The following is a 13,841-nucleotide window of genomic DNA, read 5'->3' on the forward strand; positions in this document are numbered from 1 at the left end:
AGCTTATATTTTAAAGGAAATGGGCTCCAGAGGAGCCCAAATTTTTAGACAGTGACCTTCTTTGGAGGCGGTGGTAAGAAAGGCTCAAGCCCTTGTTCTTGAGCCCACCTCTTTGCAAGCTCGTAAGCTTCCCTTGCGGTGTCTAAGTTTTTCTGGATTAGCTCCAGCTTTTTCTTGAACTTTCTTTCCAAAGCAGAGTCCAAGGATGCCGTTCCTCCAGAGGCCACAAACTTCTTTAGGAACCTAGATTTTATACCTTCCTCTATAGCTTCTAAACCCACTCCGCCTATGGAGCCGAAGAGCGCTCCAATCATTGCCATGTTTGTGGAAAGCTCTGTGCCAGCTATATCTATGGCGAACTTGGTGGCGTTGAAGTTAAAAACTTTTACGTTTAAACTTTCCAAAAACTCCTTATCTTCTTCTGTAAGCAGGTCCTCTTCTGAGTTTATTATTATCAGGCCATTCTTCTTTATTCCAGAGTAAAAGGGCATTGTGTAGGATTTGCCCATGGTGATAACTTGAGGGTGGAAGACCATAATAACATCCGGATAAACCACCTCTCCTCTGTCAAATATGGGCTCTATGCCAATACGAGCGTAGCTTTCTGCAGGCGCCATCCTCTTCTCCGCACCAAAGAATGGATTGGAAACTGCATAGTATCCTTCGTAGTCCGCTGCGGTTGCTATTATGTGGGCGGCGGTAACCGCACCCTGTCCGCCGAGCGCTGGCATTCTTATATTAACCCTTCTTCTTGTCATATCAAACCCTCCTCTTTCTTGCGGTTTATAACCTCCTCTGCTTGAGGAGTGGCGTATTCAAAGAAGGAGAATCTCTCCTTATCCCTTGCCCTCATCTCTTCCAATCCATCGTCAGAGTTTAGTCCTATCTCAAGTATGCAAGGAGTGTAAAGATGTACGTAGGTTGGTCCCACTTCCCTTGCCACGTAGATTGCCTTCTTTATAACCTGCTCTACCCGTTTTGGAGAAGAAACCGTTAGCTTTGCTACATAATGGCACCCCGAATCAATAGCCAACTGCCACATGGGGACTTTGTCCCACTGTTTGCCCTTTGGAGCCATCTTAAAGACGTGTCCCTTTACCGTAGAACCGCTTTCCTGACCTCCGGTGTTTGCATATACTTCGTTGTCAAAGCATATGGTGGTTATCTTTTCCTGTCTGAAGAAGGATTGAAGGGTGCAGTCCAAGCCTATGTCTATGGTAGCCCCATCCCCTGCAAGGACCACCACGTCTTTGACCTTGTCTGGAAACCTCCACTCAAGCACCCTCTTTATACCAGAAGCTACTGCATTTTGATTACCAAAGAGAGAGTGAACAGTATGCAAAGCTATGTGAGGGAAAACCAAAGAAGTGCATCCGGTGGAATTTACTATAATAGTGTCCTCCGGGTTGGGCAAAGATGCCAGTATGTATCTAAGAGCCATGGACTCAGGGCATCCAGCGCAAAGGGAATGCTCCTCTATGAGCTCTTTTGCGTAAGGAAGATCCATCACACCCCTTTTTGGATTGCCCCATGTAGCCCTCTCTTCGAGGTCTATAATTTCCTTTGGCATAAACTCCTTTAAATCTTCGTTGATATCGTATATCTTATATGACATACTTAACCTCCTTTCCTAGAGTTTTTAAAACTTCTTTTACTATTACCTCTGGGGGCATGGTCATACCACCAGCAACTCTTGGAGTGCCTATGATGTCTGCCTCAGATTGTTTGTATAAGTATCTTCTTACTTCCCTTTCCAGCCAACCTACAACGTTGAACTCTGGAACAAAGATAATTTTTGCGTTCTTTGTTGCCTCTATTAGCTCTTGTATTGGAAAAGGTCTTATGGTCTTTAGCTTTACCACCTTTGCCTTTATTCCTTCGTCTTCAAGAAGTCTTACCGCCTCCTTTGACTGTGCCGCAGCTGTTCCACAGGCAACAAAGACGATTTCCGCTTCTGGATCTCCAAATTCTTCAATCAGCCCCCTTAGGTAATGCTTAGCATAGGGTCTTGACCTTTCTATAGCAGCCCTTACTTCCCACTGCCAGCTGGCATGGGTTGCATAAGAAATGTAGTTTGATTTCATCACAAAGGGATCTCTTAAAAATCTTCCCGGTGGAACTTCCGCGTCTATCACTGGCATTGGAGCCTTGTATGGATTGTATGGTGGCAAGGCTATATCATCTGGAGGAAGCATTATGGCTTCTCTGGTATGGGACACAAAAAAGCCATCCACCACGGTTATTACAGGTACATGAACTTCCGGTTGTTCCGCCACCACAAAACCAGCCAGGATCATGTCGAAGAGGTCTTGGGCATTTTCCGCATACCATATCATACATCCCGTATCTAAGAGGAACGAAACTTCTAAGTTATCAGGCTGTATAGAAAGGGGCGAGTTTATACCTCTTGCCATAAGCACCAGCTGGACAGGTATCCTTGTCCCAGCCCACATGGGGAAGTTCTCCATAGCCCTGAGCGTTCCGGGACCAGAGGTAGTGGTTATGCATCTTGCTCCAGCCATTGCACATCCTGCCAACTCAGACATGACACCAAACTCAGACTCTCCTCTAAAGTAAACACCAACGTAGCCTTCCACCCAGAGCTCGCCTATAAGGTGTGCTGCCTCCGATTGGGGGGTGATGGGATAGGATACGGACGCATCTACTGAAGCCCTTTTAACCGCTTCCTTGACCGCCTCTGAACCTGTCATAAAATGCTTGGTTCTTGGAGCTTCAAAGAGTAGATAATCGGGTGAAACCACCCTTTGGCCAGCTCTGTTGTATATAACCTTCTCTGCTTGCGTTTGAATCATCTGACACCTCCTTGGGTAAAAATTTAAGTTAAATGTATTGTAAAAGCAAATCTGTATTATGATTTTACTCAGTTAATCTAGTTATTTGACATTCCTTAAATTGTCGACCTCAATGGGGCGTTTGTTGGGGGCTTTGTCTCCCAATGTTTTTAGCTTGGCAATTGAATATGTAAAGGGGTTGGGTTTCTTACGTGCCTATAGGGGATTGAAACGCCAATTCATACTCTCAGTGTGACCTATACAAAAACTTGACAAAAAAATAGAAGATATTATAATTATTTTTGGTAAAATTACTATTAAGGAGGTGCTGCGATGAAAAAATTGGCGTTAGCTGGATTAGTATCTGCTGTAGTTGTTGGTTTTACTACCTACTCTGTTGGAGGACAAAAGATCAACGACAAAGATCTACTTAACCAAGCAAAAAAATATTTCCAACCTTTACCAAAAGAAATACCGGCACCATCAGGTAATCCAACAACAAAAGAAAAAGTAGAGCTTGGGAAAAAACTTTACTACGATCCAAGATTATCTTTAAGCGGTGTGATTAGTTGTAATACGTGCCATAATTTGGCAATGTACGGTGTAGATGGTGTTGAAACATCCCTTGGACATAAATTTCAAACTGGTGGAAAAAATGCTCCAACGGTATTAAATGCAGGATTTCATATTGCACAGTTTTGGGATGGTAGAGCAAAAGATTTGGAAGAACAAGCAAAAGGACCTATTTTAGCATCTGTTGAGATGGCAATGCCAAATCCAGAATTGGTGATAGAAAGATTGAAAACTATTGATGCTTATGTTGCAGAATTTAAAAAAGCTTTCCCCAACGATCCAAACCCTGTAAACTATGATAACGTAGTTAAAGCTATTGCTGCTTTTGAAAGAACATTGGTTACTCCATCAAGATTTGATGAATTTTTAAAAGGAAACACAAAAGCATTGACATACAAAGAGAAAGAAGGTTTAAAACTTTTTATAGAAAAAGGATGTGTATCTTGTCATAATGGTGTTGCAGTAGGTGGAAATATGTTCCAAAAATTTGGAATTGTAAAACCATACCCATATCAAGATCCTAACGATTTGGGAAGATATAACGTTACGAAAAATGAAGCAGATAAATATGTTTATAAAGTTCCATCTTTAAGAAATATTACAAGAACATATCCATACTTCCACGATGGAAAAGTTTGGGATTTAAAAGAAGCTGTTAAAATTATGGGAGAAACACAACTTGGGATTAACTTAACAGATGAAGAAGTGGATAAAATTGTTGCATTTTTAGATTCTTTAACGGGAGAGATACCAAAAGATGCTTTAAAAGTTCCAGTACTACCACCATCATCGCCAAAAACACCAAAACCACAAATACAGTAATCTTGTTGGCTGGGGGGCTTTGAGACCCCCTATAAAATCACTTTATAAAATAATCTTTTCCTCTAATAGCTCTATCGCTCCACCCTATTAATTTAGATAAGGGAACTCCTCTCACTTTTATTTTTCCAATTTTATCTCCTTTAGCATTAGAAACACATTCAAGAATTACATCCTTTTCTAGTTTCTTACGTGCCTATAGGGGACTGAAACCTAACTTAGCAAGCAAGGCGTGGAATGGGGAGGGTTTTTGAATAAGCCCGAAAGCACAAAGAATAAGAGCAAGCATGGTATAATATCCTACATCCAGCAAGAGGGAGTAATAAAATGGAAGCGATCTTTGGATGGTTAATACTGATTTACCTTGTGGTTTTTGTCTGGATAATAGTTCGTATTGCAGGTGCCAAGTTTGAAGATAACTGCGCGAGGATATTCTGGCTTCTGTTGGTGTATCTCTTCCCAGTAGGGGGTATTCTGCTTTGGTTTATCTACAGCGGGCGCTACATCAAAAAAGAAAGCTAAAGACCACTTTATCCCAAACTCAGTTGGCTATAGCGGTTTCAGAAAAAGCTATGTGCTCAGTTAATATTATAAAATGGGTGACAGAAAGCTAAGCGTTGGGATTTTCAAACTGTCTTCTTGCGATGGTTGTCAGGCTGTATTTTTTGAGGTGGATATGCCTTTTGAAGTAGTCTATTGGCAGTTGGGAAAAAGTGATTCTGTGTTTGAAGATGTAGATATAGCCTTTGTGGAGGGATCTGTGTCAACAGAGGAAGAGAGGGAAAAGCTTTATGAAATCAGGGAAAAATCAAAATTACTTGTAGCCATAGGAGCTTGTGCGGTTTCCGGTGGCATTCAGGCTCTTAGAAATTTTGGAGATTTTGAGAATGTGCTAAGAGTTTACCCTGAACCCAATTGGCTTAAGGTTAGCGAAAAGAGTTTGCCTATAAAGGAAGTAGTCAAAGTTGATTACGAAATACCCGGCTGTCCTATAAATGCGCAGGTTCTACAGGATTTTATAAATGCCATCAAACACAATAGACGCCCAGCGGTGCCTAATTATCCTCTCTGCATGCAGTGCAAAAGGCTTGGGTATGCGTGTGTTACGGATCTAAAGGGTTTGGTGTGCCTTGGTCCTATAACCAATGCAGGTTGTGGAGCATTGTGCCCTTCCGTAGGCAGAGGTTGTTATGGCTGTTTTGGTCCGTGCGAAGGAGCAAACGTAAAGGCTTTTGTGAGCTGGCTAAAGGGACAGGGACTCTATTCAAGGGAGATCTTTGAAAACGAAAACGCCTATGCAGAGCCCATAAGAGAGGTCATCCAATGAAGGAGATAAATCCTATATCAAGGGTAGAAGGACTGGGAAAGATAGTGGTTAAAGAAACAGAAGGAAGGATAGAAGACCTTTGGCTTGAGATCTACGAGGCACCCAGGTTTTTTGAGTGGTTACTGAAAGGAAAAGGAATGGATCAAGTGTTGGACATTGTTCCAAGAATCTGTGGCCTCTGTCCCGTTGCCTATCAAATGAGCGCAGTTGAAGCCTTTGAAAAGATACTGAACCTTCAAGTCCCAGAGCATATAAGAAACCTAAGAAGGGCTTTGTATTGTGGTGAATGGATTTCAAGCCATTCTGCCCACATGTTTTTACTGCATCTTCCGGACTACTTTAACCTACCAAGCGCCCTTGCTCTGGCAAAGGAAAGACAAGACTTTTTAAACATGGGCCTAAGGATAAAAGAAGCGGGAAACAGAATAATAGAACTGATCGGAGGTAGGCACATACACCCCATAAACATAAGGGTTGGTGGCTTTTACAGTTTGCCAAGCTGGAAAAAGTTGGAAGATGTTTTAAAGCTTATAGAGGAAGCTACTGTCCTTGCGGAGGAGTTTTTGGATTTCACATTGCACCTTGACTTTCCGGACTTTGAAAGGGACTATCTTTTTGTCTCTTTGGGAGGATGGGAGGATTATCCAATAACGGAAGGTAAGATCGTCCTTTCGGACGGTTCGCAAATAGAAAAGGAGAACTACGAAGAATACTTTGAGGAGTTTCAAAAACCTACATCTACCGCAATGTATTCAAAGCTAAAAGATGGAAGGCACTATTTAGTGGGTGCTGTGGCAAGGCTAAATAATAACTACAGAACCCTTCCAAAAGATATAAGAGAAAAGGTGGAGGGCATTTTGCCTATAAAAAATCCTTTCAAAAGCATAATAGCAAGAGCAGTTGAGACGTTGTATGCCCTGAGAGAGGCTAAAAGACTGCTGGAAAAATACGAAGGTGGTGAGCCATATGTTGATTACGAGCTTAAAGAAGGAGAAGGTGTGGGTATAACAGAAGCACCGAGAGGTATACTCTTTCATAGGTATAGAATAAACAGGGAAGGGAAAGTAGAGCTTGCAAAGATAGTGCCTCCTACCTCTCAAAATCAGTTTGCAATGGAAGAGGATTTAAAAGCGGGGCTGAAGGTTTTCAACCAAGAGGTTTTGGCTTTAGCGGAAAAGATCATCAGAAATCACGATCCTTGCATATCCTGTGCTTCACACTTTTTGAAGTTGGTTAGAGTTCCTTAGTCTTTAATAGCCTCTCCAACACAGAGTAAGGGAATATGGGTCCATCCCTGCAAACAAAAGCCCATCCTAACTGACAGTGCCCACAGGTGCCCACTGCACACTTCATGTGCCTTTCTAAGGAAAGATAGATGTTCTCTTTTTTAACTCCAAGACTTGAAAGGATGTCCGAACAAGCTATCATCATACCCTCTGGACCACACATCATAGCTACCGTGTGTTCTGGCTTGATCTCTACCTCGTGTATAAGGTCAGTTATAAGTCCCACTCTTCCTGTCCAACCTTCAGAAGCTTCCCCGACTACCAAAAGCGTATCTATATACTTTGCCCATTCCTTTTGTTCTTCTTTATATAAGATCCCCTTAGGATTCTTAAAGCCCATAAGTAAATAAACTCTTCCGTAGTTTTCCTTGTGGGCTATTATGTATTCAACGACGGGCTTTATGTCCGCAAGCCCCAATCCTCCACCTAAAAGGACGATGTCTTTTCCTTTACAGTCTTCTACAGGAAAGTGGGAACCGTAGGGTCCTCTCAAACCCAAACAGTCTCCTTCTTTTAAGTTAAAGAGCCAATTAGTTACATCCCCTGCGGCCCTTACAGTATGCTCTAAAAGATCCTTTCTAATGGAACTTATGGATATAGGTGCCTCTCCCAAACCAAAGGCATAAAGCATGTTGAATTGCCCCGGCTTAAAGTCTGGAAACCCATCCACGCTCAAAAGAAATCTTTTAGTATTCTCGTTTTCTTGAATAACCCTCTCTACTCTGGCTTTTAGAAGGGAAAAGTAATTATGCATTCAAGACCCTCCTTACCTCTTCCCTTACATCAATCCCAACTGGACACCAAGTGATACACCTTCCACAACCTACACAGCCCAAAGTGGAAAACTGATAAAACCAGTAGGAGAATTTGTGAAGAAGCCAATGTCTGTATCTGGAGGCTATGCTTTTTCTTATTGGGATATGGTGCGTTTCGGAGAAGCCAAGCCTGAAACAGGAATCCCACTCTCTGATCCTTTCAAACTCTCCCCCTGATAAGAACTCATCCTTTACCTCATAACAAAAGCACGTAGGGCAGACCATCGTGCAACTTCCACAGGCAAGGCACCTTTTCTCCATGGCTTCCCAGCATGTATCATCCACCCTTTTTAAAAGCCTTTCGGGGAGATTTTCAAAGGAGAAAGCCTTCTTCATAGACTCAACCGCTCTTTGTTTTAGAGCTTTTTCTTCTTCCAATTGCTCCCGGGTAGCCTCCAAAAGGCTTAAACCATCCAGAATTTCCTGCCCTTTGGGACTTCCCACAGAAATTAAAAAGCCATCTTTTAACTCGGTTATAGCCAGGTCAAAGCCTTCTGCACTAAAGGGAGAGCCTCCTACAGACGTGCAAAAGCAAGTGTCCGAAGGTTTAACACAGTTTGCCACTATGAATAGATTGCCCTCCCTCAATTTGTTGTAAAAGACATCATCCTTAAAAACTCTGTCCAACACCTTAACCGCAGTAAGGTCGCAGTTTCTTATACCAAAGAAGGCAAAACCGCCCTTAAGCTCTGGAAGTTCCTGCTCAAGGTCCTTTGAGATTCTGAGAAAGGTGAGATTTTTAGGATGTAAAAACTCCTTAGGTGAATTCATACCGTGGGTCCATCCGTTTAAGATGCCCTCCTCCCCCGAGTAAATTCTATAAAAGCCTGGCGATTGATATTCCTTTACCTTTTCAGGAAAAGCCAGTTCCTCACCCTTCCACTCCACATAAGTTATTACACCATCTTTTAGCGTAGGGTATATTAATCTGTAAGTTTCTCCTACTTTTTTTGCCAGATCCTTTATCTGTTCTTTTCTTAGGAAAAACCTTCTCATCCTCTCCAAAAGTTTATCAAAGGCATGCGCCAATCTGATCCAAAGGCTCTTTTTGATATTTTAGTCCCGATGGGCGCCTGTTTTCTCTTGTATTCTGCCTTTCTTAGCATTTCAAGAACCTTTCTTACAAGCTCTTTATCAAAGCCTTCTTTGACGATTTCCTCAAAAGTGTAGCCCTCTTCTATGTAAAGCTCCAAAATTCTGTCAAGCACCGCATAGGGTGGCAAGGTGTCTTGATCTGTTTGATTTGGCCTTAGTTCTGCAGTGGGTGGTCTGGTAAATAGTCCCTCTGGAATGTCTGGCTTTATTGAGTTTCTGTACTTTGCCAGTTTATAAACCAAGGTCTTATACACGTCCTTTATGGGAGCAAAGCCTCCTGCCATGTCTCCGTATATGGTTGTGTATCCCACAGCAGATTCGCTTTTGTTGGAAGTGGATAGCACAAGCCAGCCGTGTTTGTTGGAAAGGTAAAAAAGTATGTTTGCCCTTATGCGTGCCTGAAGGTTTTCTTCGGCCACCGTTAGCTCTTTACTTCCAAGGCTATCTTTGTAGGACTCAAAGATGGGATCTATCGGATAAGTAAGAAGTTCAATACCTAAGTTCTTTGAAAGCTCCAACACGTACCTTTTGCTCTCTTCTGAAGTGTATTGAGAAGGCATAAACACACCCACCACCTTTTCCTTGCCGAGGGCATCTGCTGCAAGACAAGCCACAAGGGCAGAGTCTATTCCACCAGATAGCCCAAGGACAGCTTTTTTAAAAGAGTTTTTGTAAAAGTAATCCTTCAGACCCAGAAGTAGCGCGTTGTATATTTCTTCCTCTCCCTGCGGACTTGGTTCTAAAGTAGCTTGAAAATACTCCAACCTTCTTTGGTCTAAAATGTTTTCAACAGAAGGACATTCAGTCGGCCTCTCCCTCAGCCTAAGGTCCATCAGTCTTTTTGCTCTTACCTTTGAAAGGGGCAAGCTGACAGTCTTTACGCTTTCCTCAAAAGCTTTAGCTCTGTATATTACTTTTCCCTCTGGGTCTATTATCAAACTCCTTCCGTCAAAAACCAGCTCATCTTGAGCACCGACCAAATTTACATAGACTACGTAAGCTAAATTGTCCTGAGCCCTTGCCTTTAGAAAGTTTTCTTTAAAACTGTATTTGTTTGCGTAGTATGGAGAGGCGTTTATGTTTATTAAAACCTCCGCACCGCAGAGAGCGTAGTATCTTTCCCATCCATCTGGATGCCATACGTCCTCGCACACAGAAAAACCCAGTTTAACTCCGTTTATGGACAGCATAAGGGGCCTGCTGCCACTTCTAAAATACCTCTTTTCGTCAAAAACAGAGTAGTTTGGTAAAAAGGTTTTGTGGTATATCCCGAAGACCTTTCCTCTTCCTACGAGAACCAAGGAGTTAAACAACTCTCCATCGTAGTAAGGCATTCCCAAAACCGCTGTAGAGTTTAGAGATTTAGAAAATTCCACGATCCTTTCCAATTGCCTTTGGCACTCTTTTAAAAATCCTCTATCAAAAAGAAGGTCTTGAGGAGGATAGCCACTTATGGAAAGCTCTGGAAAGACTACAAGATGGGCCTCTTCGTCTTTAGACCTCCAAACCTCAAGGATTTTTTCTGCGTTCCCTTCTAAGTCTCCCACTGTAAAGTTAAGCTGGGCTATGCAAATGTTTATAAACTCCATAGTCTTAATTTAGCTCCTTTGGACAGGGTTCAAAGATCGTTTGGGTCTGAAGGTAGTCTTCTTCAAACCTAAAACTCCAGTTTTTTAGAAGTTCAAGGATAGTCTTTTCACTTACCAGACCTTTTCTGAAGTCCTCCAGCAGTGTAAAAAAGTGGTCCTTTTCCTTTTGGTTTAACCTTCTGGAGAGATGGCCGTATATGTGGGTGAAGGTGTTTATGTATTGCCCTTTGGATGGAGTTTTCTTTAAAGCCTGCCTAAAAAGCCTTGAGTATTCTTTAATTGTTTGAGTAAAGCCCTTTGAGGATGCCACAAGTCTTCCCATCTCCTTTAGCTTTGTCTGGGAGTGAAGCATAAGAAGGTACTTGTTTATTCTGTGAAACTCCATAAGCTGGCTTATACTTTCTGCTCTGCTTATAAACTCCCTCAGCCTTGCGATGGAAAAGAGTCTAACTAAAAAGTGTTTTTTTATCTTTTCGTCCTTTAGCCTTTTTTCGTCCTCTACGGGCAAATCCTCAAACCTCTCTATAACTTTTTTTGCAAACAGTCCCTTTGTGCGATGGGAGAAAGTTCTTCCCTCTGGGTCTTTGTAAGAAAGGGTGCTGTTTGACACTCCACAAGAGGGAGATTTGCCCTTTAGCAAAAAACCATCCACCTCTTCCAATCCGCTTAAAAAACTTTCTACAAAGCTGAGCATATCTTCTGTTAGGTCTTTTCCAGAAGAAGGTTGAACAAGTCTTAGTTCCTTTTCCTTCCAGTAAAGGATAACTTTGTTTCTTGGCACACCCAATCCTATGGACACTTCAGGACAAACTGGTATAACCTGACAGTATCTTAGAAGTTTTTCCACAAAAGGATCTTTTACAGTCCCGCCGTCGTATCTTACAAACTCTCCTGCCAAGCATGCACTTACCACAAGCTTGGGAGTTGGATATTTCATAGGTTTAAAGCTCTTGCATTAGCTTTTCTACGTGTCCCTTTGCCTTTACGTTGTAGTAAGCCTTTTTGATAGTTCCATCCGGATTTATGACGAAGGTGCTTCTGATTATACCCTTTGTTTCTTTTCCATAAATTTTCTTTACACCATAAGCGCCATAAAGCTCTGCGATCTTACAGTCTGGGTCGCTCAGCAGAGGAAAAGGAAGATTGTACTTTTCCTTAAATTTTTTGTGGGAAGAGATGGAATCTGGGCTTACGCCAACCACCCTGTAGCCTTTGTTTATGAGTTGGTTTATGTTGTCCCTAAAGTCGCAGGCTTCTTGGGTGCATCCGGATGTATTGTCCTTTGGGTAAAAGTAAAGGATAATGGGTTGGTCTAAAAGGTCTTTAAGGCAAAACTCTTTTTCATTACCTTCTTCGTCTATACCTTTCAAACAAAAATCTGGAGCTTTGTCTCCTTCTTTAAGCATAGATATTAATTATAATGCCTTCTTTTTATTTTTAGGGTGTAATGTAAGATTTACCGAGAAATGCCATACGATAGCCGTTGTATCCTAACTTTTCCATGCTTGTATAGCTTCCATTAAATTGGGGTTCATAGTTATAGAGGTCATAAAAATAGGAAGGGGCTTTCGCCCCCTAACTTTTCAGCCGTAAGTGTCAGAGTCGCCTTTAACCGCTTCTATTCTTAGAATGGCATCGTCGGGTGTGATGTTATCCCCGGGCTTTGCAAAGATTTTCTTTACCACTCCTGTTATTGGAGCGTGGATTTCGTTTTCCATCTTCATAGCTTCCACGATGGCTACCGTTTGTCCCTCTTGCACTGGCTGACCCTCTTCCACAAGGATTCTTACTACCCTTCCGGGCATGGGTGCGGTTGCATCTCCTGGCTGAGTTGCTTTGGGAATACCTTTCTCTTCTGCCTGAACCACTGCCTGAGACACACCCCCTGCCGGAATAGCTTCTACCAGCGGAGTGAGCTGAACCTCTTCAAGCCTTCCATCTACCCTGACGTAATACTTCCTTGGCTTTCCAGGCTCCTGATGGGCACTTACCCCTTCTATCTTTACCTTGAATTTCTCTCCGTGATAGATAATGTCAAACTCCACTGGCGCAGCACCGGGCACTGTGCCAGGTTTGACCTCTGCAGTTTCCGCCAGTTCCTCTATGGGTTCTGGATAAAGCTCTCCCTTTTCCCTTGCTACAAAGAAGTCTTTAGCCTGCATAGGGAAGAGCGCATAAAGGAGAACTTCTTCATCCGTTGGCTCCCTTCCAAGCAAAGCCTTTGTTTCTTCGTAGGCCTTGTCCCAGTCCTCTGGGTCTGCCAGGTCTGCCGCCCTTGTGGAAAAGTCTGGTTCTTTGCCAGGACCAAGGATCTTCTCCGCCAGTTCCTTGGAGATGGGTCCCGGTGGCCTTCCGTATTTGCCCTCCACGTAATCCCTTACCTCCTTGGTGATCACCTTGTATCTCTCTCCGCTTATTACGTTAAGCACAGCTTGAACACCAACTATCTGGGAGGATGGAGTAAGCAAGGGTGGATAGCCAAGGTCCCTTTCTACGTTTGGAACTTCCTTTAGGGCTTCTTCTATCTTGTCTAAGGCATTGGCTTCTATAAGCTGTGCAACCATGTTGGAGATCATACCACCGGGGATCTTGTGAATGAGCACTTTGGCATTCACGCCCGCATACTCTGTTTCGTATTTCTTATACTTCTTTCTTATCTGCTTGGTGATCTCTGCGCACTCGTCTATGAGCTTTAGGTCCAAGCCGGTGTCAAAGGGGGTGCCTTCAAGCATGGCAACTACCGACTCGGTGGCCGGGTGAGAAGAGCCAAAGGCTAAAGGGGATAGGACAGTATCCACCATATCTACGCCCGCAAGTATTGCCATCATGTGATTGACGATGGCTGTTCCGCTCATATCATGATTGTGCAGAAGCACCGGCAGTTTCCCCTGCGTGGCTTCTTTTATACCCTTTATGATGGCGTAAGTTTCTAAGGGCATGATAATACCGGTGGCATCTTTGAAGGAGAGCCAGTCTGCTCCCATCTCAGCTATCTCAAGGGCATATTCTATCCACTTTTGATAGGTATGGATGGGGCTTCTGGTGTAAGAGATCTCAGCGTGAGCTTCTCCTCCAAGCTCTTTTATAGCTTTTACTGCAGTTTCTATGTTTCTGTTGTCGTTTAGGGCGTCAAAGACCCTAAAGACGGTTATACCATTGGCTATGGCCCTTTCTACGAATTTATAAACAAGCTTATCAGACTTTGGTCTGTAGCCTACTATGTTTTGACCTCTGAAGAGCATTTGCAGTTTGGTATTGGGCATAACCTCCTTTATTCTTCTTAACCTCTCCCATGGGTCTTCCTTTAAATACCTCAAGCACACGTCGTAGGTGGCACCTCCCCAAACTTCCACTGCGTAAAAGCCCACCTTGTCCATCTTTTCGCACAAAGGCAAAAGGTCATCCGTTCTTACTCTGGTGGCAAGCTTGCACTGCTGACCATCCCTTGGCGTAAGGTCTGTTATAAGTATCTTCTTGCGAAAGCCTTTCTTTTCAAGCTTTTTAAGCTCTTCTTGTATTTGCTCTAAAATCTCCACTGCTTGCAT

General features: G+C 42.9%; 13 protein-coding genes. 4 read left to right on the forward strand and 9 right to left on the reverse strand.

Annotated features, from left to right (window positions below; all coding sequences use genetic code 11):
* Nucleotides 1–44 precede the first annotated feature (44 nt).
* The 3 genes from V7P40_RS04105 to V7P40_RS04115 are packed head-to-tail and all read right to left on the reverse strand — an operon-like array spanning nt 45 to nt 2,813.
* Entirely contained in the window at nt 45–758 is a 714-nt protein-coding gene (locus tag V7P40_RS04105; protein WP_333784706.1) for a 2-oxoacid:acceptor oxidoreductase family protein, read from the reverse strand.
* Nucleotides 755–1,615, reverse strand: coding sequence for a thiamine pyrophosphate-dependent enzyme (locus V7P40_RS04110; protein WP_333784707.1), 861 nt, complete (start codon nt 1,613–1,615; stop codon nt 755–757). The genes V7P40_RS04105 and V7P40_RS04110 overlap by 4 nt, the downstream gene beginning before the upstream one ends.
* Nucleotides 1,605–2,813, reverse strand: a complete 1,209-nt coding sequence (locus V7P40_RS04115; protein ID WP_333784708.1) for a transketolase C-terminal domain-containing protein — start codon at nt 2,811–2,813, stop codon at nt 1,605–1,607. Before V7P40_RS04115 ends, V7P40_RS04110 begins: the two co-directional genes overlap by 11 nt.
* A 312-nt stretch (nt 2,814–3,125) precedes the next feature.
* Between V7P40_RS04115 and V7P40_RS04120 the strand changes: the two genes are divergently transcribed.
* The 4 genes from V7P40_RS04120 (at nt 3,126) to V7P40_RS04135 (ending at nt 6,758) form a co-directional block, all read left to right on the forward strand.
* On the forward strand, nt 3,126–4,187 hold the full coding sequence (locus V7P40_RS04120) for a cytochrome-c peroxidase (RefSeq protein WP_333784709.1): 1,062 nt from the start codon (nt 3,126–3,128) through the stop codon (nt 4,185–4,187).
* A gap of 324 nt (nt 4,188–4,511) precedes the next feature.
* Complete coding sequence (locus V7P40_RS04125; protein ID WP_333784710.1) at nt 4,512–4,706, forward strand: hypothetical protein; 195 nt, start codon at nt 4,512–4,514, stop codon at nt 4,704–4,706.
* 73 nt (nt 4,707–4,779) lie between these two features.
* Nucleotides 4,780–5,511, forward strand: coding sequence for an oxidoreductase (locus tag V7P40_RS04130; protein ID WP_333784711.1), 732 nt, complete (start codon nt 4,780–4,782; stop codon nt 5,509–5,511).
* Nucleotides 5,508–6,758, forward strand: a complete 1,251-nt coding sequence (locus tag V7P40_RS04135; protein ID WP_333784712.1) for a nickel-dependent hydrogenase large subunit — start codon at nt 5,508–5,510, stop codon at nt 6,756–6,758. The genes V7P40_RS04130 and V7P40_RS04135 overlap by 4 nt, the downstream gene beginning before the upstream one ends.
* Here the strand turns inward: V7P40_RS04135 and V7P40_RS04140 are convergent.
* From V7P40_RS04140 to cfiA, 6 genes are all read right to left on the reverse strand, one after another.
* Nucleotides 6,745–7,551: an FAD/NAD(P)-binding protein gene (locus V7P40_RS04140; RefSeq protein ID WP_333784713.1), complete on the reverse strand. Its 807-nt coding sequence runs from the start codon at nt 7,549–7,551 to the stop codon at nt 6,745–6,747. The two genes, V7P40_RS04135 and V7P40_RS04140, sit on opposite strands and share 14 nt — an antisense overlap.
* Nucleotides 7,544–8,608, reverse strand: coding sequence for a 4Fe-4S dicluster domain-containing protein (locus V7P40_RS04145; RefSeq protein WP_333784714.1), 1,065 nt, complete (start codon nt 8,606–8,608; stop codon nt 7,544–7,546). Before V7P40_RS04145 ends, V7P40_RS04140 begins: the two co-directional genes overlap by 8 nt.
* Nucleotides 8,605–10,296, reverse strand: a complete 1,692-nt coding sequence (locus tag V7P40_RS04150) for an NAD+ synthase (RefSeq protein WP_333784715.1) — start codon at nt 10,294–10,296, stop codon at nt 8,605–8,607. The genes V7P40_RS04145 and V7P40_RS04150 overlap by 4 nt, the downstream gene beginning before the upstream one ends.
* A gap of 4 nt (nt 10,297–10,300) precedes the next feature.
* Nucleotides 10,301–11,233, reverse strand: a complete 933-nt coding sequence (locus tag V7P40_RS04155; RefSeq protein WP_333784716.1) for a DUF523 and DUF1722 domain-containing protein — start codon at nt 11,231–11,233, stop codon at nt 10,301–10,303.
* Nucleotides 11,234–11,237: 4 nt separating this feature from the next.
* A complete protein-coding gene (locus V7P40_RS04160) occupies nt 11,238–11,702 on the reverse strand; it encodes a peroxiredoxin (RefSeq protein ID WP_333784717.1) in 465 nt (154 codons plus the stop codon).
* A gap of 177 nt (nt 11,703–11,879) precedes the next feature.
* Nucleotides 11,880–13,841 carry a 2-oxoglutarate carboxylase large subunit gene (gene cfiA / locus V7P40_RS04165; RefSeq protein ID WP_333784718.1) on the reverse strand — a complete coding sequence of 654 codons (1,962 nt, stop codon included), beginning with the start codon at nt 13,839–13,841 and terminating at the stop codon, nt 11,880–11,882.

Source organism: Thermocrinis sp., from assembly GCF_036781485.1.
Lineage (GTDB): Bacteria > Aquificota > Aquificia > Aquificales > Aquificaceae > Thermocrinis.

Coding starts and splice junctions, on each gene's coding strand:
- V7P40_RS04105 (WP_333784706.1), bottom strand. CDS start 758: ATGACAAGAAGAAGGGTTAATATAAGAATGCCAGCGCTCGGCGGACAG.
- V7P40_RS04110 (WP_333784707.1), bottom strand. CDS start 1,615: ATGTCATATAAGATATACGATATCAACGAAGATTTAAAGGAGTTTATG.
- V7P40_RS04115 (WP_333784708.1), bottom strand. CDS start 2,813: ATGATTCAAACGCAAGCAGAGAAGGTTATATACAACAGAGCTGGCCAA.
- V7P40_RS04120 (WP_333784709.1), top strand. CDS start 3,126: ATGAAAAAATTGGCGTTAGCTGGATTAGTATCTGCTGTAGTTGTTGGT.
- V7P40_RS04125 (WP_333784710.1), top strand. CDS start 4,512: ATGGAAGCGATCTTTGGATGGTTAATACTGATTTACCTTGTGGTTTTT.
- V7P40_RS04130 (WP_333784711.1), top strand. CDS start 4,780: ATGGGTGACAGAAAGCTAAGCGTTGGGATTTTCAAACTGTCTTCTTGC.
- V7P40_RS04135 (WP_333784712.1), top strand. CDS start 5,508: ATGAAGGAGATAAATCCTATATCAAGGGTAGAAGGACTGGGAAAGATA.
- V7P40_RS04140 (WP_333784713.1), bottom strand. CDS start 7,551: ATGCATAATTACTTTTCCCTTCTAAAAGCCAGAGTAGAGAGGGTTATT.
- V7P40_RS04145 (WP_333784714.1), bottom strand. CDS start 8,608: ATGAGAAGGTTTTTCCTAAGAAAAGAACAGATAAAGGATCTGGCAAAA.
- V7P40_RS04150 (WP_333784715.1), bottom strand. CDS start 10,296: ATGGAGTTTATAAACATTTGCATAGCCCAGCTTAACTTTACAGTGGGA.
- V7P40_RS04155 (WP_333784716.1), bottom strand. CDS start 11,233: ATGAAATATCCAACTCCCAAGCTTGTGGTAAGTGCATGCTTGGCAGGA.
- V7P40_RS04160 (WP_333784717.1), bottom strand. CDS start 11,702: ATGCTTAAAGAAGGAGACAAAGCTCCAGATTTTTGTTTGAAAGGTATA.
- cfiA (WP_333784718.1), bottom strand. CDS start 13,841: ATGCAAGCAGTGGAGATTTTAGAGCAAATACAAGAAGAGCTTAAAAAG.